Origin of the sequence: Rothia sp. CCM 9417 (assembly GCF_048513575.1) — a bacterium.
In the GTDB taxonomy this organism is placed as follows: domain Bacteria; phylum Actinomycetota; class Actinomycetes; order Actinomycetales; family Micrococcaceae; genus Rothia.
Genome location: NZ_JBLXXT010000002.1, coordinates 241,947 through 261,697 on the forward strand (window position 1 = coordinate 241,947; position 19,751 = coordinate 261,697).

The 19,751-nt window shown below is 55.9% G+C and carries 16 protein-coding genes; 10 read left to right on the plus strand and 6 right to left on the minus strand.

The window, feature by feature from the left end; genetic code table 11:
* The first annotated feature begins 3 nt into the window (after nt 1–3).
* Complete coding sequence (locus tag ACN082_RS04590; RefSeq protein WP_419099665.1) at nt 4–2,127, plus strand: primosomal protein N'; 2,124 nt, start codon at nt 4–6, stop codon at nt 2,125–2,127.
* Here the strand turns inward: ACN082_RS04590 and ACN082_RS04595 are convergent.
* Both ACN082_RS04595 and ACN082_RS04600 read right to left on the minus strand, forming a co-directional pair.
* A complete protein-coding gene (locus tag ACN082_RS04595; RefSeq protein ID WP_419099666.1) occupies nt 2,124–3,248 on the minus strand; it encodes a glycosyltransferase family 4 protein in 1,125 nt (374 codons plus the stop codon). The two genes, ACN082_RS04590 and ACN082_RS04595, sit on opposite strands and share 4 nt — an antisense overlap.
* Nucleotides 3,245–4,162, minus strand: a complete 918-nt coding sequence (locus tag ACN082_RS04600; protein ID WP_419099667.1) for an alpha/beta fold hydrolase — start codon at nt 4,160–4,162, stop codon at nt 3,245–3,247. Before ACN082_RS04600 ends, ACN082_RS04595 begins: the two co-directional genes overlap by 4 nt.
* A gap of 237 nt (nt 4,163–4,399) precedes the next feature.
* Here ACN082_RS04600 and leuS point away from each other — a divergent pair, with 237 nt between their 5' ends.
* The 6 genes from leuS to holA all read left to right on the plus strand — a co-directional run bounded on the left by leuS (nt 4,400) and on the right by holA (nt 12,552).
* On the plus strand, nt 4,400–6,838 hold the full coding sequence (gene leuS / locus ACN082_RS04605) for a leucine--tRNA ligase (RefSeq protein WP_419099805.1): 2,439 nt from the start codon (nt 4,400–4,402) through the stop codon (nt 6,836–6,838).
* A gap of 100 nt (nt 6,839–6,938) precedes the next feature.
* A complete protein-coding gene (locus ACN082_RS04610) occupies nt 6,939–7,847 on the plus strand; it encodes a DegV family protein (RefSeq protein ID WP_419099668.1) in 909 nt (302 codons plus the stop codon).
* Between the two features lie 165 nt (nt 7,848–8,012).
* Nucleotides 8,013–8,939 (plus strand): helix-hairpin-helix domain-containing protein, encoded by a 927-nt coding sequence (locus ACN082_RS04615; protein ID WP_419099669.1) that lies wholly within the window; start codon nt 8,013–8,015, stop codon nt 8,937–8,939.
* 311 nt (nt 8,940–9,250) lie between these two features.
* Nucleotides 9,251–10,519: a ComEC/Rec2 family competence protein gene (locus ACN082_RS04620; protein WP_419099670.1), complete on the plus strand. Its 1,269-nt coding sequence runs from the start codon at nt 9,251–9,253 to the stop codon at nt 10,517–10,519.
* Nucleotides 10,516–11,493, plus strand: coding sequence for a ComEC/Rec2 family competence protein (locus ACN082_RS04625; protein WP_419099671.1), 978 nt, complete (start codon nt 10,516–10,518; stop codon nt 11,491–11,493). Before ACN082_RS04620 ends, ACN082_RS04625 begins: the two co-directional genes overlap by 4 nt.
* Nucleotides 11,494–11,544: 51 nt before the next feature.
* Nucleotides 11,545–12,552 (plus strand): DNA polymerase III subunit delta, encoded by a 1,008-nt coding sequence (holA, locus tag ACN082_RS04630; protein WP_419099672.1) that lies wholly within the window; start codon nt 11,545–11,547, stop codon nt 12,550–12,552.
* A gap of 114 nt (nt 12,553–12,666) precedes the next feature.
* Here the strand turns inward: holA and rpsT are convergent, their stop codons facing one another.
* Both rpsT and ACN082_RS04640 read right to left on the minus strand, forming a co-directional pair.
* A complete protein-coding gene (rpsT, locus tag ACN082_RS04635; RefSeq protein ID WP_419099673.1) occupies nt 12,667–12,930 on the minus strand; it encodes a 30S ribosomal protein S20 in 264 nt (87 codons plus the stop codon).
* 201 nt (nt 12,931–13,131) lie between these two features.
* Nucleotides 13,132–13,827 (minus strand): type II toxin-antitoxin system PemK/MazF family toxin, encoded by a 696-nt coding sequence (locus ACN082_RS04640; protein ID WP_419099674.1) that lies wholly within the window; start codon nt 13,825–13,827, stop codon nt 13,132–13,134.
* A gap of 145 nt (nt 13,828–13,972) precedes the next feature.
* On the opposite strand from ACN082_RS04640, the gene lepA reads away from it, so the two are divergent.
* Nucleotides 13,973–15,829 (plus strand): translation elongation factor 4, encoded by a 1,857-nt coding sequence (lepA, locus tag ACN082_RS04645; RefSeq protein ID WP_419099675.1) that lies wholly within the window; start codon nt 13,973–13,975, stop codon nt 15,827–15,829.
* On the plus strand, nt 15,829–17,076 hold the full coding sequence (gene hemW, locus ACN082_RS04650) for a radical SAM family heme chaperone HemW (protein WP_419099676.1): 1,248 nt from the start codon (nt 15,829–15,831) through the stop codon (nt 17,074–17,076). Before lepA ends, hemW begins: the two co-directional genes overlap by 1 nt.
* A 60-nt stretch (nt 17,077–17,136) precedes the next feature.
* Here hemW and ACN082_RS04655 read toward each other — a convergent pair whose 3' ends face one another.
* Together ACN082_RS04655 and ACN082_RS04660 are read right to left on the minus strand one after the other, a co-directional pair.
* Nucleotides 17,137–17,553 (minus strand): DUF4870 domain-containing protein, encoded by a 417-nt coding sequence (locus ACN082_RS04655; protein ID WP_419099677.1) that lies wholly within the window; start codon nt 17,551–17,553, stop codon nt 17,137–17,139.
* A 159-nt stretch (nt 17,554–17,712) separates the two neighbouring features.
* Complete coding sequence (locus ACN082_RS04660; protein ID WP_419099678.1) at nt 17,713–18,564, minus strand: DUF3097 family protein; 852 nt, start codon at nt 18,562–18,564, stop codon at nt 17,713–17,715.
* A 149-nt stretch (nt 18,565–18,713) separates the two neighbouring features.
* Between ACN082_RS04660 and hrcA the strand changes: the two genes are divergently transcribed.
* Nucleotides 18,714–19,706 carry a heat-inducible transcriptional repressor HrcA gene (gene hrcA / locus ACN082_RS04665; protein WP_419099679.1) on the plus strand — a complete coding sequence of 331 codons (993 nt, stop codon included), beginning with the start codon at nt 18,714–18,716 and terminating at the stop codon, nt 19,704–19,706.
* Nucleotides 19,707–19,751: the final 45 nt, after the last annotated feature.

A 19,751-nucleotide genomic window follows, 5' to 3' on the forward strand; every position in this document is an offset into this window, starting at 1 on the left:
CTCATGACTCAGGTGCCTTCTTACGAATCCCCGCAACTTGATTTGTTGCGGGGATTCGACCTTGCTTCGCCCCAGCAGGCTGATGCTGTACCAGCCGAAGCGCAGGCCGGGCATCTACCCGTAGCAAGGGTTCACATTGATAGTCCGCTACCGCACCTGGATAGGCTCTTCGATTACAGCATTCCTGTCTCGCTTGATGCCCAAGCACAGCCCGGTGTGCGGGTGCGCGTGAAATTCAACAACCGGACCGTCTCAGGCTGGATTCGTGAAAGGGCAGCAACAAGCAGTGTCGCGGGACGCTTGCTACCCCTCCAAGAAGTAATCTCACCGGTTTCCGTTGTTTCACCCCAGGTTTTTCAGCTTGCTGATGCGCTAGCTGATAGGTATGCGGGGCTGATTCCCGATATCCTGCGCCTTGCGATTCCACCGCGTGTTGCCAGCGTTGAAAAACCCTATCTACCGCGAAAGGGCGATAGCGGCCCCGGCCAGCACGGCCTGACCCACACCTATCGTGCTGAACCGCTGGAAATAGCACCGGTGGATTTGGAAGGCTTTGCTGACTATACCAACGGTCCCGAGTTCTGCGATGACCTTTTAGCAGGTGCAGAGGCGCGGGCAGTTATGGCCGTCCTACCCTCGCACCCCGAACGGAGCTGGGAGGACCTACTTGCCTCAGCTCTGGTGGCTACCGCCAGCACCGGCAGGGGAGCCTTAGCTCTCGTTCCTGACCGCAAAAGCCTGGACCGCCTTGCCCAGGCTCTGAATAAGCTGGTTCCGGCATCAGCATTCGTCCAGCTAACAGCACACGACCAGCCCACCATAAGGTACCGTAACTTTCTGTTGACCAGATGCGGGGCCGTGCGCATAGTGATTGGAACGCGCTCAGCGGCCTACGCCCCCGTTGCTAATTTAGGACTGGTAGCCTGCTGGGACGAAGGGGACTCTTCACTCATTGAACAGCGGTCGCCCTACTGCCACGCACGCGACGTCCTTTTGCTGAGGGCTAGCCAAGAAAACACGGCGGCTCTCTTCATGGGCTACGCAGTTTCCAGCGAGGCAGCGCGCTTGGTACGCACCCGCTGGGCCAGTTTTATCGGGGCCGAACGAGAACTGGTCCGCTCCTTTACACCCAGGGTTATGACAACGGGTGATGACTACGCACTAGCTAGGGACCCGCTGGCTGCTATAGCCCGCATCCCGCACCAGGCTTTCGCTGTAGCCAAAGACGCCCTCGAAACGGGGCCCGTTCTTATACAGGTAGCTCGGGCTGGCTACATTCCTGCGCTCAGCTGTCAGCGGTGTCGTATGCCAGCACGTTGCGCAGACTGCCGCGGACCTATGATTGTACCTGGCGGAGGTAGCGCCCCCCAGTGCGGTTGGTGCGGTCATCTGGCCCAGGGCTGGCATTGTATCGAATGCGGCTATGACCGCTGGCGTACCGGCGCAGCCGGTGCCTTACGCACCGCCGAAGAACTGGGCCGGGCTTTCCCTGGTGTACCGGTGATCACCTCCAGTGGCGAGAATATCCGCCCCGCTATCGGCCCCGAACCGGCCCTGGTCATTGCCACTCCTGGCGGGGAGCCGGTAGCCCAAGGTGGCTACTCTGCGGCGCTCTTGCTTGATGCTGATCGCATGCTCCAGTTTGATTCGCTGCGGGCACCGGAGACCGCTTTGCGTCGCTGGTTCAACGCCGCAGCGCTGGTGCGTTCTTTTGCGGTGGGTGGCCGCGTGGTCACGACAGCTAGCCCTTCACCCACGCTTGAAGCCCTTATCCGTTGGGATCCCATGGGCTTTGCCCTGTGGGAGATGGATGAGCGCAACGAGATTGGCCTACCACCGGCTGTTCGTACCGCTGCTATTACGGGCAGTGAAAAAGCTGTCCAGACCTTCTTGGACGCTACTGAACTACCTGACCAAGTGCGGGTGAGCGGGCCAGTAGCTTTAGCTGACCCTACAGGGTTTTACGACGGTGAACCCGAGGGAGATCTCTACCGCGCCATTATCTTCTTTACCTATGCGCAGGGGCCTAGTCTCACCCATCACCTCAGAGCAACAAAGGCATCCCTAGCTGCCCTGCATAAGAGCGAGCCAGTCCAGATTAGGTGTGACGGCCTAGATATCCTCTAGGCTTCCGCCTGCCCTTGGTAGAGCTTCATTGCTGTCTCAACTAGTGTGAGTGCGCTGGCCTGCCAGCTGTAGCGTTGAGAATCCTTTAATCCTGCTCTGACCGCCTGCTGGGCAACAGCCGGGGCGGACAGACCTCGTATTGCCTGCGCAAATTCCCAGGCGTTATGGGTGCTGGCAAAGTGGGCCTTCGGAGCTATCTCACGGAAGATAGGGATATCGCTGAGTACAACGGGGCAACCGGCGGCCTGTGCTTCAGCAACCGGCAGGCCGTAGCCCTCCTCCTTTGAAGCGGTGAGCAGGGCGTGGGCGCGCCCCAGCCAATTGCGGTATTCCTCATCGCTCACACCGTTGTGGAAGGTGACGTTGGCACCGGCCAGTGGCAGTAATTCAGCCTTCCGGTGGGGACTGATTTTAGAGAGCAGGTGCAGGCGATAGTCGGGCAGGAACTTCATGGCCCGCAGTAGGGTCTCCACATTCTTGTAGGGCATGAAGGAACCCATATAGATCAGGTCTTTGGTACGGGTCGAAAGCGCTGCAAGCGCCTGAGCTTCGGTCACAATACTCCCTGGCTGGGGGGCATTAGGGATCTCGACAAGACAGCGGTGTGTCAGGCTGTGTTGTCTTATGAGATCTGCCGTTGTCGCCGATACCGTTGCAACAGCATCTGCGCTGTTGAGCAGGTATTGCTGGGGAGCGTAGGTTGAATGGAAGACCCTCCAGCCCAGGCGTACGGGCAGGGGCAGGAAGGAGGGCGGAGTAGGGTAGCTGTAGTAGATCAGGTCGTGAAGGGTCAGAATTAGCTTGAATTTGCGTCCTAAACCGCCCAAACCAAGGGTCTGCATGGGAGAAAAAACTACGTCAGGGTTGTGACGATTCAGCTGGAGGGCCGCGAGAGGTTCAAGGGCAGATGTTGGTGAGCAGATTGTGATGTAAGGCAGAGGCGGAAGCATCTCAAGCTGGCGAAGGTCGTGGATAGCCATGACTAGCTGGAAGTCCCGTGGCAGGTGGCTATCTTGGCTCTCTATCAGCTCATGTAGAGCTGTCAGGAGTGATGCTGTGTAGCGGCTAATTCCATCGTGGAAGCCAATGCGGGTGTAGCGTGCATCAACGATTAGCTTCACAGTTCTAGCCCTTCACGGTTGAATTCTTTAATGAGAGCGGCTGCTCGTAAGGGTGTTTCGTAGTGAATAAGGTGGCCCACCTCGGGGATCAGATCAAAACGTCCCTGTTGCAGAGAAGCGGCCATCTGCTCTTGAAGTTCCAGTGTACCCAGGTCGTCTTTTTCGGCAACAATCATCTGAACGGGCAGGGGGACTGAGGGCGCAAAATCAGCGGCAGTGGCCGATATGGAGGCCCGGTAGGCTTGCAGGACGGCATCGCGGGAGGCAAATGAGCCGAAATAGGCGTCGTGCTGGCTGTTGATAAAGGCGCGAAGCTCTGGGTCCTGGGTCTTCATCATATACTCGCTACTGAGCCTGGTCACCAGCCGGGAACGGAGCAGAGCAAATCCCAGACCCGAGGGGAGACAGGCGCCCGCCCCATAGTAAAGCTCGGCCAGACGGGTCATAATCTTCTGCTCGCCTTCCAGGGCAGGCTGGCAGATGGGGTTGATGAGGGTGAGCCGGGTGAAAAGTTGGGGGCGGACTAGCGCCGTGTAGCTAGTGATAATAGACCCAAAAGAGTGGCCGACCAGGTGGACGGGGCTAGGGTTTGTCAGTTCAATGAAGTCAACCAGCCAGGCCGCATAGCTAGATATCGTGTGCTCAGCACCGGGGATTGCCTCGCTTCTGCCAAACCCAGGTAGGTCGGGGATATAGACACAGTAGTTCTCTAGGCCCTGGGCTATGAGCTCCAACCCGTGGTGGTCACCCCGAAAACCGTGAATTAGAACCAGGGGAGGGGCATCTTCCTTGCCGTAGACCCACCAGCGGCAGCGGGCACCGGCAATTACACCCTCGTGAAGGTGCCCGCGCATCTTGATGGTGGGTACCGGTTCAAAGACCGAGGGCTGCTGTTCTGAGGTATCCAACGGCATCATCAACTCCTTTACCAAAACACTGTACCCGTTTTCACCCAAGGTATGCTTTCTCACCCAGCAGACGGGCGGGGTAAACCTTGCCGAGGCGCGGTACACTAGGTAACAAATGATTGACAGCTTTGGCTTTGGTGTGCCCAAAAATGGTGCTCCAGAATCGAATGACAGACAGGAAACACCGTGACTGGCCAGGTAGAACCTACCGAACAGAACGAAACCACCTGGGACTTCCGTGCCATGGAAGCCAAGTGGCAGCCCTACTGGGAAGAGACTAAGGTCTTTGAACCCACCGATGATGAAAGTCTAGAAACTCGTTATGTAGCGGATATGTTCCCCTACCCCTCCGGCGACCTACACATGGGTCATGCCGAGGCCTTCGCTATTGGCGATGTGACTGCCCGTTTCTGGAAGCAGAAGGGCTACAATGTTTTGCACCCTATCGGTTGGGACTCCTTTGGTCTGCCCGCTGAAAACGCGGCTATCAAAAATAACACCCACCCTCAAGAGTGGACCTACAAGAACATTGAGACCCAGGCAGGTTCTTTCAAACGGTACGGCATTATGGCCGACTGGTCGCGCCGCCTGCACACCTCAGATCCCGAATACTACCGGTGGACCCAGTGGCTCTTCCAGCAGTTCTACAAGAGGGGCCTAGCCTACCGTAAGTTCTCGCAGGTCAACTGGTGCCCCAAAGACCAGACCGTACTCGCTAACGAGCAGGTTGTTAACGGGGAGTGCGAGCGCTGCCATACCCAGGTCACTAAGAAGTCTCTGAACCAGTGGTACTTCAAGATTACCGAGTACGCCCAAGAACTCCTGGACGATATGAAGGAGCTTGAAGGGCACTGGCCTGACCGTGTTCTGGCGATGCAACGGAACTGGATTGGCCGTTCTGAGGGTGCGCAGGTTACGTTCGCCCTTGAGGCAGCTGAGGGTAAGCCCGCTAGCAGTGTGGATGTCTTTACAACCCGCCCCGATACCCTATACGGTGCTACTTTCTTCATCGTGGCTGCCGATGCCGATCTGGCCCTCGAACTGGTCACCGATGATCAGCGCGCGGCTCTGGAGGCCTACCGCGAGAAGATCAAGGTTCTATCGGACATTGACCGCCAGGCCACTGACCGAGAGAAGACCGGTGTCTTCCTAGGCCGTTACGCAATCAACCCGCTCACCGGCGATAAGCTACCGCTGTGGGCTTCTGATTACGCCCTAGCTGACTACGGTACAGGTGCACTCATGGCCGTGCCCGCCCACGACCAGCGCGACCTGGACTTTGCCCGCAAGTTTGATATTCCCGTCATTACCGTTCTTGAGACTGGCGAGGAAGACCCTGCGGTTTCAGGTCTTGCAACCACCGGTGACGGTGTCCATATCAACTCTGGCCCCCTGGACGGCCTCAACAAGGCTGAGGCAATCTCCAAGGTAATTGAGATGCTGGAAGAGAAGGGCCTAGGTAGCGGCAAAGTCAATTTCCGCCTGCGTGACTGGTTGCTCTCCCGTCAGCGTTTCTGGGGTTGCCCGATTCCTGTAGTCCACTGTGAAGAGCACGGTGAGCAGCTGGTGCCCGAGGACCAGCTACCTGTTCTCCTGCCCGATAACCTCTCGGGCGAAGATCTGGCCCCTAAGGGCCAGTCACCTCTTGCTGCGGCCACCGAGTGGAATACCGCTCCCTGCCCCGTATGTGGCAAGGATGCCAAGCGTGACTCCGACACCATGGACACTTTTGTGGATTCCTCCTGGTACTTCCTGCGCTATGTTTCCCCCAACTTCGATGCTGGCATCTTTGATCCCGAGCAGATGAAGAAGTGGAACCAGGTTGACATGTATGTTGGCGGTGTTGAGCACGCTATCTTGCATCTGCTATACGCACGCTTCTTCACCAAGGTCATTCGTGACCTGGGCCTGATTGACCATTCAGAGCCTTTCAAGGCTCTGATGAATCAGGGCCAGGTTCTCAACCAGGGTAAGGCTATGTCCAAGTCCCTGGGCAACGGCGTTGACTTGGGTGAGCAGCTGGATAAGTTCGGTGTCGATGCTATCCGAACCGTCATGGTTTTTGCTTCCCCGCCCGAAGACGATGTGGACTGGGCCGATGTATCACCCGCAGGTATGCAGAAGTTCTTGGCACGCGCCTGGCGTGTAGCCAACGATGTCAGCAGCCAACCCGGTGTTGACGGCGCCACCGGCGATAAGAGCCTGCACCAGCTGGTTCACCGCACCATCTTTGAAGCCGGAAATCTGGTAGAAAACGGCAAGTTCAATGTTGCTGTTGCTAAAACCATGGAGCTGGTGAACGCCACCCGCAAGGTGATCGACTCTGGCGCTGGTGCGGCTGACCCCGCGGTCCGCGAGGCGGCTGAGGCTATTGCGATCCTGCTTTCACTCTATGCCCCCTACACCGCTGAGGACGCCTGGCACCTGCTGGGCCACGATACCCCGGTTCTGACCGCCGGTTGGCCTGCCGTTGACGAGAGCCAGCTGGTTGATGAGACAGTCACCGCTATCGTCCAGGTCAAGGGCAAGCTCAAGGACCGTCTGGAGGTTGCCAAGGACATTTCCGAGGCAGACCTTGAGAAGCTAGCTCTAGCGTCTGAAGCCGTTCAGCGTGCTCTGGCTGGGGCTGAAATCCGCAAGGTAATTGTTCGTGCCCCTAAGCTCGTGAATATCGTCATCTAATATTTCTTGGCTGTTTTCAGGCGGGGTGCCACCAATCTGGGTGGCATCCCGCCTGCTTTCTGTTAAGGGTGCTAGACAGCAGAAGGGGTAGAGTAGGAGGGTGCGTTCACTTGCTCTCGTTACCGATTCTTCTTCCGCTCTGCCTACAGAGCTGCTGGCAGCTCTGCTCAGTGCGGGCGGCTTTGCCATTGCGGATTTACCGGTTTCAATCGACAATCAGCCGGTTGATAGCCTGGACTCCATGACCGTTGATGAGGCTATTGCTATGGCCCATGTTCAGGGCCAGCAGGTTACCACTTCCGGGGTGGCTCCCGGGGCCCTGGCTGATATTTACGAGGACTTCGCCCAGCAAGGGTTTGAGGGCGTTGTTTCGGTACACCTGTCTGGTGAGCTTTCTGGCACCTGCGATGCAGCAGGCTTGGCCGCGTCCATGGTTGATATCCCGGTTGCGGTGGTGGACTCTCTCAACCTTGCAATGGGTCTGGGGGAGCCGGTTGCCCGCCTGCACCGGTTGTTGGCCGAGGAGGGCGACCTAGAAAGAGCAAGCCTTCTGGCTGAAGAGCTGTGTTCAAGCACCGAGCTCTTCTTCTTTATTCCAACCCTAGACGCTCTCAAACGGGGCGGTCGGGTCAGCCCAGCCCTTGCAATGGTTGGGCAGATGTTCCAAATTCGACCTGTGGCAACCGTTCTGGACGGCAAGCTAAGCTACCTTGAACGCCCACGCACCACGGCAAAGGCTATTGAACGTCTCGTAGCCCTCACTCATGATGCTTGTAGTAAACGCTCCGGTGAGTTGCCTTTAGACATCACTTTAGAAACCTCTGAAGCCAGATCACTGATACAGAGGGCTGGCAGGGTCGTTGCTATCCACTACAGCGGGAATGTGGAGCAGGCAAAAGAACTTAAAACTAGGCTCGGTCAAGTAGCTGAGCAAGCTCAGCTTAGCCCGCTACCGCCGGTTCTAGCCGCCCACGCAGGCCTGGGTGCTCTTGCAACCGTTGTGCTCTAGGCTTTGGTAGGTGGGCCGCCTGTGAGCATCGTGTTCTACAGCCGCGTCATGTATTCACCTTTTTCACTAACTGATGAGCTAAGTGCTGGAGAATAACAGTGCCCTGGCCTTCCACAGCTAGGGTTGAATACAGGTCGCTAGGACCGATCGGTCTAACCTGGCGGCATGAAAGAACAGCACTTTCAGAGCCCCGACCTTTCGCAGGAGGCCTGGCCAGAACCCTACGACTGCGAGGATGATAGGCCTGATCGACTCACAGATTATCTGATTACGACAAGAGGTCCTGCCCCCGGTGAGGATCCAGCTCAACCTTCAGAACAGGTCGGCAGCTCACGCCCACGCCACCGGCTACTGATTGAACAGGCCCTGCAGTCGCAGTCAGCTCATAGCTCTTTATCAGCCCCTCAAGCATCGGTGATTCGTTGGAAGGTACCTACCGGAGCGCTTATTATCCTTGCACTGGTTCTTTCCGGCTTTGCCCTGTGGCCGTTAGTAGGAGATTCAAGAGGTAGCCAAGAAGTCATTTCTCCCGTTTCTGCTCCGGAACAGGAACAGGCAGGTGCTCGGTCCAGGCAGGAGCCAAACAACACCTCAGATTCTAGTACGCCCACCAGTAGCAGTTCAGCCGCATCAGGTGGTGCTGTCCTAGTACATGTGACCGGTGCTGTGATCTCTCCCGGCCTCTACGAGCTTAAACCGGGGGGCCGCGTCAACGACGCACTTACTGCTGCCGGTGGGCCTAGGCCCGATGCAAATACCTCGGCTATCAATCTGGCAGAACCGGTCATGGATGGGAGGCAAATATATGTTCCGGCGGTGGGGGAGGAAACCGTCCTGCCACCCGCACAGGCTACCCAGGGAAAGGCAAGTAGCTCCGCCGGTAGTTCCTCTGCTACCGATCATTTGGTGAACATCAATACAGCAGAAGCTAGCGAGCTGCAGACTCTGCCCCAGGTTGGTCCTGTACTTGCTGAATCGATCATAGCCTGGCGTGAAGAGCACGGAGGTTTCCAGTCCGTTGACGAGTTAGACCAGGTATCAGGTATCGGGCCGGCTAAACTCGAAAAACTCAGGCCATTGGTGACCGTCTAATGGGATCTGCACAGTACCTTCGCAAGCGCTGGCACCAATCCCGGGCACTGAGCTGGCATCGGCTGGCGCAACCTCGTTTTACAGATATACGGCTCCTTCCTGCGGCACTTTCTCTCTGGTGTTTTACTGCCCTTACGCACCTATACCCTTTCAGAGTGGCTCTGATCTTCCTGCTCTTACTTGCTTTCCTGCTGTGCCTTTCCTATCGGCCCTTGACTCTCAGAATAAGCAGAATCAGCACCAGGATTCACGGGGGATTACAGGCCTGTCTAGCCTTTGCGCTCCTGCTTTGTTGTCTGCAAGCCGTCATTATGGTGGGCAAAGATTACCCAGCTAGGTTAGACCTACTCCAAGAGCTCAACGGTCAGGGCATACGGCTTGCCGGCCAGGTTGTGAACTCCGAACCGGCCACTCGGGGAGGCTACAGGACGACCGTTGCCACTCACCAGCTATCGAAGTATCCCAGCACCTACGAGGCAGCTATCAGCCTTCATATCTACACAGAGCAGCTGTTTGTTCCCGGAAGCTCAGTAACCGGTGTAGGTAGATTTCGTGTTCAGGGTAGCTACTACAGCGTCAAAGGGGCGCTACGGTACCAGGGCGGTGCCCCATCAGCTCCCGCTATTTTTCTTCTCAAAAACGAGCTACGGGCAAAGGCGACTAGAGAGATAGGTGCGGATGAGGCCGGGCTGGTCTTAGGGATGGCATACGGGGACGATACTCCGCTTTCAGAGCAGGCGGTCAATGCTTTAAGAGCCTCAGGGCTCACTCATCTCACAGCCGTATCCGGTTCCAATATCACCCTCATCTTCGTGCTGGCCTACCGGCTGGTTCAGCAACTGGGCCTACCCAGGTTACTTCTGATTTGTTCTGGTCTGGGCGCTGCCACCCTCTACGTCTCGGTTGTCGGCCCGGACGGTTCGGTATTAAGGGCTTGGACTATGGGCCTGCTCGGTGCGGTAGGTCTTGTTCTGGGGCACGGGGCCTACCGGCTTACCTTGCTCTCAAGCTGCCTTATCGGTTTGCTGTTTATATCACCCGAACTGGCAACCGACTACGGGTTCGTGCTATCCGTCACCGCCACAGCCTCGCTGATGCTGTTGGCACCTGCCATAACGCGTTTTCTCTGCTATATTTTTCCTTTACTCTGGGCTGAAGTCTTGGCTCTTCCTTTGGCGGCTTCTCTATGGTGTGCACCGGTTATTTTGCTCCTTTCAGAGTCTTTCTACCCCTATACCGTTCTTGCGAATATCCTGGTGGCCCCATTCGTTGCCCCTATTACCTTGGCCGGCCTAGCGGCCCTCCTAGCTTCAAGCCTGAATTATGCCGATCAGGTAGCTAGCTTCTTTCTCCAATGCGGTGGCCTGGGCGCCCAAACCGTCCATTGGGTAAGCCGCTGGTGCTATGACCTCCCCGGTAGTCGCATCCCTTTAGAGGTGAGCCCCCACAACCTACTGCTGACGCTCTTTGGCGTGGCGGCTGTCAGTGCCATAGTTTTGGTGACCGATGCCCGGATTAACACTCCGCAGGATTCAAGAGTTCCTGCCTTATTTGATGTTGGCGGGAGCGGTATAGCGTGAGCAGAACACCTTCTTTGAATAACCTCTTACCCGGTTCCTGGAGAAAAGACCCAGCACGAAAATGGGCCAATCTGGTGCTCTTCTGCCTCATTGTGGTTCTTCTGTTCGTACTTATCACTCCACGCTTTTCATCAAGAGATAAGGCCCCAGCTGACTGGCAGTGGATTACCTGCGACGTTGGCCAAGGCGATGCCCACCTCATCAGAATAGGCAATAGTTCTGCCATCCTCCTGGATACAGGGGATAACCCTCAAGCACTTAAAACCTGTCTGGACTGGGCTGGCATCGACGAACTAGAGGCAGTCGTGCTCACGCACGAGCACAGCGACCACTACGGTGCCTACTCTTGGGCTTTGGCCTCCCTACCCGTGAAGAATGTAGTGGTAAGCCCCTATTTTGCTTCAGAAAAACTCAACCAGCTAGAAGGTCACGTTTCCCGGCAGCTACAGCATCAACCGGCACTGCATTCCCTTGAGCAGGGGAGCTCTGTAGGCTTTCCCCTCAGTAATCACCGGGTACAAGCTACCGCAGAGGTTTTGTGGCCACCGTCCGAACCGCAAGCGATACCCGGTGAATCAGATAGCTCAAGCTGGACCAACAATACCTCGCTGGTGATGCGCTGGGATATCGCGCCCTTGAACTCGCAAGAGGAGCACCTCACGGTACTCACCACAGGCGACCTAGAGGCGGAAGCTGCCCATAGCATCATCACAAACTACGGCTCAGCCTTGCCCTCAGCAGTGCTTAAGGTCGCCCACCACGGGTCCAGGGGGAGCGGGACCGATCTCATCATCGCTGTCAAACCTCAGCTAGCTGTAGTTTCGGTGGGACAGGGCAACAGCTACGGCCACCCTCACCCCAGCATTATGGAATTTTTAGAGAAACAGGGCATAGCTACTAAGAGGACAGACCAACAGGGCCATATCGCAGTGAGCTCCCATGACGATGGTCTACACCTCATCACTTCTCGTTAACCTGCACGCCCAAAGATTTTCTGACAAGATGGAAGGGCACGAAGGAGGCCCATGGCACGCTCATCAAAATCACGACCGTCCACTGCAGACAAGGCTTGGAGGACAGTTCCTCTGGCGGCAGTAGCCCTACTGTACGGACCCGAGGAATATTTTGCCCAACGAGCGAAGGAGCGGCTCCGCAAGCTCTTTGCTGAAGAACACGGGGCCTATGAGCTATCGGTACTTTCAGCTAAAGACTACAAAGCTGGCCAGCTAGGGGTCCTAGCTAGCCCTTCTCTCTTTGACGAGCCCAAAATTATTGAGGTCGAACAGCTTGCACAGATGAACGACCTCTTCTTAACCGATATGTTGGCCTACTGCCAGACTCCGCAGGCTTCAACCCTGACTATCCTTCACCACAGCGGGGGAAACCGCGGAAAGAAACTCTTAGACACCATCCGTGCTAACAGGAATTACCCAGTAGTTGAGTGCAAATCTCTCAAGAACGAACGTGACCGTGTAGATTTTGTGATTTATGAGTTTAGGGAAGCTGGTCGGCGTATTGACCCCCTTGCCGCCTCCACCTTGGCAGCTGCTTCCAGCGATATAGCTGAGCTGGCATCGGCGGCTCGACAGCTGGCCTCCGATGAACCCGGTGAGATTACTCTGGAGACTATCAACAGATACTTCGGAGGCCGAACCGAGGTCACAGCCTTTAAGGTGGCCGATGCTGCTATTGCCGGTAACAGCAGGGAAGCCATCAAGCTTGTCCGCCAGGCTATAGACACCGGAAGTGACCCTATCCCACTGCTTGGTGCCTTGGCCGCCCGTATCCGTAATATCGCCAAGGTTCACGGGGTACCTGGGAGCGCTAACCAGCTCGCAAGTGAGCTCAAGATGATCCCCTGGCAGGTCGAGGCCGCGCAACGTGATGCACGCAGGTATTCTCCGGCTGACCTTGCGCAGATTCTAGCTCTTCTGGCTGATACCGATGCCCAGCTTAAGGGTGAGAACCTTGATTCGCTCTACCCGCTGGAAAAAGCTGTCCTTGCTATTGCGCAGACGGCACAGAGCCGGTAATAGGTCCTGGCAAAAATATCCCTGGCATGCACAAAGCCCCACATACCCTAAGGGTGTGTGGGGCTTTATGTCACTTCGCTCTTAGACGCCGGCTAGAGGGGCCGGAACCAGAACTTAGGAAAGCTTGTTTACCAGAACAGCAAGGCCTGACTTCTTGTTTGCAGCGTTCTTCTTGTGAAGAACACCCTTTGAAACAGCCTTGTCAAGCTTGCGGTTTGCGGTACGAAGAGCGTCAGTTGCTGCTTCAACATTCTGAGCTTCAACTGCCTCGGTGACCTTACGGATGGAGGTCTTGAGATCGGACTTGATTGCGTTGTTGCGCAGGCGAGCCTTCTCGTTGGTGAGGATACGCTTCTTCTGGGACTTAATATTAGCCACGATTAAAAACTTTCTGTTTTTGTCTAATTGGTCGGTGAGGGCTGTGCTGACCGGTCATCGACTGAGCGGCGTGGGGATGCCTATGGCAACCAGTCAGCAGTGCCCGATGACCATCGGACACACAAGCATTAACTTTATCAGTTTATTGGCTCTGTGTGGCGGAGATTAAGGCAACACTTATGCACCTGCCCTGAAGATAGTTCAGCGTTGGTTGTAGGCCTGAACAACCAGGTTGAAGGTTGCCCTATCCATAGTGGCGCCTTCACGACGAAGACCCCTGGGGTTGAGCTGGATGACCCGGTTGAGCTTGACCTCGGAGGGGCGGCCTTCCTTATCCCATGCGCCGCTACCGATATCGAGATAGTTGGGGTCGGTGGTTGCGGCGTTGGTGTGGTCCTTACTGGTCAGCATGAGACCTAGCAGGTAGTTGCCGCTCTTCCCGATAATCAGAAGCGGGCGGTCCTTTCCCTGGGTGTAGTCTTCTTCGAAGGGCACCCAGGCCCATACAACTTCACCGGGGTCAGCTTCACCATCGGGGTTAGGGGAGTAGTCGAAAGTTACAGTTCCGAAGTAATCGCCGGGGTAGCCGCCGGTTTCCCAGCTGCCAGTGTTTGAGCTGGTAGCAGGGGGTGGCGTTGTACCGGTTGCGTAAGGGTTTGAGGGGACTCCCGGCGACTGGCCTTGAGGGCTCTCTGCCGGTCTCTGCTGAGCTGGCTCAGTCCCAAAAGTGCCGTAGTCACCCTGGCGTTTGGTTTCTCGCGTGGTTTTTGAGCGGGTGGTCTTCGGGGCTGCGGTACCCTGCTGACGATCCTTCTGGTTCTGGTACTTGTTCCATTCGCGCATGAGCTTCTGACCGATGCTGAGCGCCTGGTTGATGGTTCTGAAATTGATCTTCATGGTCACTACAATAAACGCTTATGAGCGGCGCGCGAGCAGACACGCACGCGTGAAGTGTGAGAAACTGGTTAACTGATTTCTATCGTCAGAGACTTCCCTGTGAGCTTCTGCAAGCTACTGTGAGTCGTGAAAGGACCAAACCCACGTGTCACCCTTGGCGACCAACCCACCTAAGCCCGCGGCTACTGATCCCTCCATCATCCGCAATTTCTGCATTATCGCGCATATCGACCACGGTAAATCGACCCTGGCCGACCGCATGTTGCAGGCTACCGGGGTTGTTACCCCGCGTGAGATGAAGGCTCAGTATCTTGACCGCATGGATATCGAGCGTGAGCGCGGTATCACCATTAAGTCCCAGGCTGTTCGTATGCCTTGGGAAGTCAAGGGCGTTAACTACGCTCTGAACATGATTGACACACCCGGCCACGTGGACTTCACCTATGAGGTTTCACGCTCTCTGGCAGCATGTGAAGGCGCTTTGCTTCTGGTTGATGCGGCTCAGGGTATTGAGGCCCAGACCCTGGCTAATCTCTACCTAGCCATGGAAAACGATTTGGCTATTATCCCGGTCCTCAACAAGATTGATCTGCCAGCGGCACAGCCCGATAAATATGCAGAGGAGCTAGCTCATCTGATTGGAGTTGAGCCCGATGAGGTTTTGCGTGTTTCCGGTAAGACCGGTGAGGGTGTGCCCGAACTTCTAGACCGTATTGTGGAGCTCTTGCCTGCACCTAAGGGGGAGCAGGATGCTCCCGCCCGCGCCATGATTTTCGACTCCGTATACGACTCTTACCGCGGCGTTGTCACCTATGTTCGTGTAGTTGATGGTAAGCTCACCCCTCGTCAAAAAATCAAGATGATGTCCACGGGCGCGGAGCATGACCTGCTCGAAATTGGTGTGATTTCGCCCGAACCTAAACCCACCGACGGACTGGGCATGGGCGAAGTGGGCTACCTGATTACCGGTGTAAAAGACGTCCGTCTCTCCCGCGTGGGTGATACCGTGACAAGTTCGCATCTGCCTGCCAGTGAGGAGCTGGGAGGTTACCAGGACCCCAAGCCTATGGTGTTCTCTGGCTTGTTCCCCATTGACGGCTCCGACTACCCGGCCCTGCGCGATGCCCTGGAAAAGCTCCAGCTCAACGATGCTGCCCTGATCTGGGAGCCTGAGACTTCAGCGGCGCTAGGCTTTGGCTTCCGCTGCGGCTTCCTGGGTCTGCTCCACCTTGAGATTGTTCGTGAACGTCTTGAGCGGGAGTTCAACCTGGACCTTATCTCCACCGCTCCCAACGTTATCTACGATGTTGTGGGCGAAGATGGAGTTTCCCAGCGGGTGACCAACCCCAGTGAGTTCCCCGAAGGCAAGGTAGCCATCATCAAGGAACCCATGGTCGCCTGCACCATCATCGCTCCCAACGAGTTTGTGGGTGCCATTATGGAGTTGTGTCAGTCCCGTCGCGGTTCCATGGGGGGCATGGATTATCTCTCCCAGGACCGTGTGGAGCTCCGTTATCGTCTGCCACTGGCTGAGATTGTCTTTGACTTCTTTGACCAGCTCAAGAGCAAGACCCGTGGCTACGCTTCACTGGACTGGAAATTTGACGGCGAAGAAGAGGCCGACCTGGTCAAGGTTGACATCTTGCTCCAGGGTGAAAAGGTCGATGCTTTCTCTGCTATCACTCACCGTGATAAGGCATACTCCTACGGTGTCATGATGACCGGTAAACTGCGTGAGCTGATTCCTCGCCAGCAGTTCGAGGTACCTATCCAGGCTGCCATCGGGTCACGCATTATTGCCCGTGAGAATATCCGCGCTATGCGTAAGGATGTCCTTTCTAAGTGCTACGGTGGCGATATTTCGCGTAAGCGTAAGCTCCTTGAGAAGCAGAAGGAAGGCAAGAAACGTATGAAGATGGTGGGCCGCGTTGAGGTTCCCCAGGAAGCCTTCATTGCGGCGCTCTCATCGGGTGAAGAGTCTAAGGACAAGTCAAAGAAATAATGCCGGCTCAGCCTTTAGGCCAACCTGCACCCTTGGACGGCAGAATCCCATTTGATTCTGCCGCCAGTTTGCAGGAACGCGATTTTAGTTTGTATGTGCATGTTCCTTTCTGTTCTGTGCGCTGTGGTTACTGCGATTTCAACACCTACGCAACCGAAGATTTCGGTGACGGCGTTGGGTTAGGCAGTTATGCTGACGATGCTATTGCTGAGCTTGAGTTTGCTCAGCGGGTTCTGCGAGAGTCAGGAGCACCGGAGCGTAAGCTCTACTCTGTCTTCTTTGGGGGTGGGACTCCGACCAAATTGCCGGCTGCTGATTTAGTCCGGATTCTGGCGAAAGCCATAAATCTATTTGGCTTGGAGAAGGGGGCGGAGGTTACCACGGAGGCCAACCCCGACTCTGTGACCCGCGATGACCTGTTTACGCTCAGAGCCGGTGGCTTTACCAGGGTATCCTTTGGCATGCAGTCCGTGGTGCCTGATGTCCTTGCAGTGCTTGACCGCACGCACACACCGGCTAATGTTCCTAAGGTAGTGGCTTGGGCCCGCGAGGCCGGTTTACAGGTTTCCCTTGATCTGATCTACGGCGCTCCGGGGGAGAGTCTAGAGCAGTGGGAGCAGACCGTGCGAGCGGCAGTTTCTTATGGGCCTGACCATATCTCGGCCTACTCCCTGATTGTGGAGGAGGGGACTAAACTTGCCGCGCAAATTCGTAGGGGTGAGTTTGCTATGCCCGATGAAGATGCTATGGCCGATAAGTATCTTCTTGCTGAAGCAATCTTCGATGAAGAAGGCTACCACTGGTATGAGGTATCCAACTACGCTAAGTCGCCGGAGTTTAGGAGCCGCCACAACTACGCCTACTGGCGCAACCAGGACTGGTGGGGGGTTGGTCCCGGTGCTCATTCTCATGTGGATGGGACTCGCTGGTGGAACCTCAAGCACCCAGTTCCCTACACCACAAGGGTCAGGCAAGGTCTAAGCCCCGCAGCGGCCCGCGAGGTCTTAAGTCAAGAAACGCGACGGTTTGAAGACATCATGCTCATGCTTCGCGTCATCGACGGATTACCTGTGAGCCGGCTGGTGGAGGGCCGGCAGGGCACCGATATCGCTTCGTCCCTCGACTGGCTTGTAGGTCAAGGGCTGATTGATGAACAGGCCCTTGCTGACGGTCGGGTCAGACTCACTCTGCAGGGTCGGCTCTTAGGCGATGCCGTGACCAGGGAGCTACTGCCCGACCTGTACTAAAGAAAACTGGGCCTCATACCTGCATAAGGTAGGGGCCCAGAACTTTTAGATTAGCAGAGGCTACTTTTTACGGCTCAAAATCTTAGTGAAAAGGAAAGTGTTGAACTTGTACTGGTAGGGGTTACCGCGAGTTACCACAATGCCGGCAATAAGGGCTGAGAAAGCCAGGTAGGTCCAGGTCAGAGCTGCTACAAGTCCGAAGAACCAGCCGATAGCGGGGATGTTACTCAGAATAATTCCCAGAGCCAAAACGATGGTGGGAAGCAGGGTGAAGTCGAGCGCCTCACGTGATTCCTGCTCAGTGAAAGGACCGCGACCCCGGTAGAGGTAGTAGATAACAGCGGAGGGGATACAGCCGAGTACACCACCGAAGTGGGCAGCAGTCGCTATGTTGCGGTCAGCATTAACGGACAGGTGCGATGCCGTTGCTGAGGACCCCTTGTAGGTGGTGGTCGATGGAGAAGTTGCAGTCTTCAAGAAGGTTTCTCTTTGGTCTTGGGTGGATACGAGTGATGGCACGATGCCAAGTTCATGCCTCAGACAAGTCTAGTCAATAGCTTGTGTACAAGGTATAGGTATAAGTGACTTTTTGTCTTGTGAGCGCACGATATTTATCACATTATTTACCGAGAAAGTTTAGCTTTCAAGAGTCACAAAATCTATGAGTTGTTCTACTGGGCCAAGCAGAGCCGGCTCAAGGTCGGTATAGGTATTAACGCGCTTTAGGATTGAGTCCCATCCGGCTCGAATATCTTCGGGTCTGGCGTAAGGCCGGTTGAGTCGGCGGAGGATTCCCTGCTTCCATTCTTCGCTGCGGGGGATTACGGGCCATTTCTCGATTCCAAGAACGCCGGGTTTAACTGCCTGCCAAATATCGACAAAGGGGTGCCCCATAATCATTACGTTCCCGCGAGCGCCGGGGGTTTTCAGCGCGGCTTCGGCTATACGGCTTTCTTTAGACCCGGTAATCAGGTGGTCCACTAGAATCCCGAGTTTTCGGTGGGGCGCTGGTGCGAACTCCCTAATGGCACTGGCTACATCATCAAGACCGTGGAGGGGTTCGACCACAATCCCTTCGACACGCAGGTCGTGCCCCCACACTTTCTCAATCAGTTCAGCGTCATGGATACCTTCGACCCAAATTCGGCTGGCACGGGCAGTCCTAGCGGGGGCATTATCCAAGGCGACAGAACCGGATCGGGAAATCTGCTTGGTGGGCTTAGCCTGTTGCGGTTCAGGAGCAACAAGGTTGACCGGTCGACCTTCAAGGAGGAAGCCGGGGCCCAAGGGGAATTGCTTGACCCGCCCATGCCGATCCTCAAGACCTACCATACGGTTACTGCCAACAGAGCGGAGCGAAACAGCTGCACCCACAAAACCGCTCACCATATCTTCGAGAACCAGCCCCGGTTTGAGCACCACGCGGGGTAATTGGGAATGTTTGTGGGCGCTCAGATCAGCTGACCCCCACGAAGCGCGATAATCCATTGAACTCCTTGAAAACACGGCCAAGTGCCTTAGCCATCAGCGTACTGAATTCTGATTCTAGTGCAGTGGTATTAGAGTTAACGGGTAACTTAGCACTCTGGTATCCCCAGTGCTAAAAACCCTTAAAGCTCACATCATCAGGAGGTGAAATGGACCATCCGCGCAGGCTTCAGGTCTTGCAGGCTATCGTCGAGGAATACGTGCATACTCGGGAGCCGGTTGGTTCAAAGACCCTCATTGAGCGGCGGCAGTTGGGGGTTTCTAGCGCCACGGTGCGCAACGACATGGCCGCTCTGGAAGAACAGGGCCTGATATCGGCACCACATGCCAGTGCGGGCAGAGTGCCCACTGACCTGGGTTACCGGCTTTTCGTTGACCAGATATCGGCTTTGCGACCGCTCTCACCCGGGGAGAAGAGAGCAATTCATACCCTGCTCGATAGCGCCGATAGCGTGGATGACATGATGAAAAGTAGCGTCCAGCTCCTTTCTTCGCTTACTCACCAGGTCGCCATGGTGCAGTATCCGACCGGCCCGACGGTTGCGCTACGGCATGTTGAGCTGGTCTCTTTATCAACTTCCACAGTCCTAGTGGTACTGATTACCGATACCGGGCAGGTCACCCAACGAACGGTAGCATGCCCGCATACAGCCGATGAACTGGTCACTATCAAGCAACAGCTTATTGAGGCCTTTTCGGGTCAGCCTCTGTCCCAGGTAGCTCAGGCGCTGGCTCCTCACCCGCGCAGCAAGCTCATGCTCAGCCTCGTCCAGGCCGTTCAGCTACTGGCAGCTCAGGGTGTATCCTCTCAGGTGCTGATAGCGGGAACAGCCTACCTGGCAGAGTCAACCGTTGATTTTCGCGGTAGTATTGCACCTGTACTCGATGCCCTTGAAGAGCAGGTGGTGCTCCTTAAGCTTTTGGCAACTATGGAACACGATGAGCGCGGTTTTGCGGTCAGCATCGGCTCAGAAAACAGGGAGAAATCGCTGGCCGAGACCTCAGTTGTTGCTAGTAGCTACGGCCCTGGAGGAAACGCACACGTTGGTGTTGTAGGGCCAACACGTATGGACTACGCCCGAACCGTCTCAAAGGTGAATGCCGTAGCCCGCTACCTGTCAAAGATTTTGGGGCAGGAGTAAAACAGCTTCTTGCCTCCACATATTTAGTAGTACCCCATGACCCTG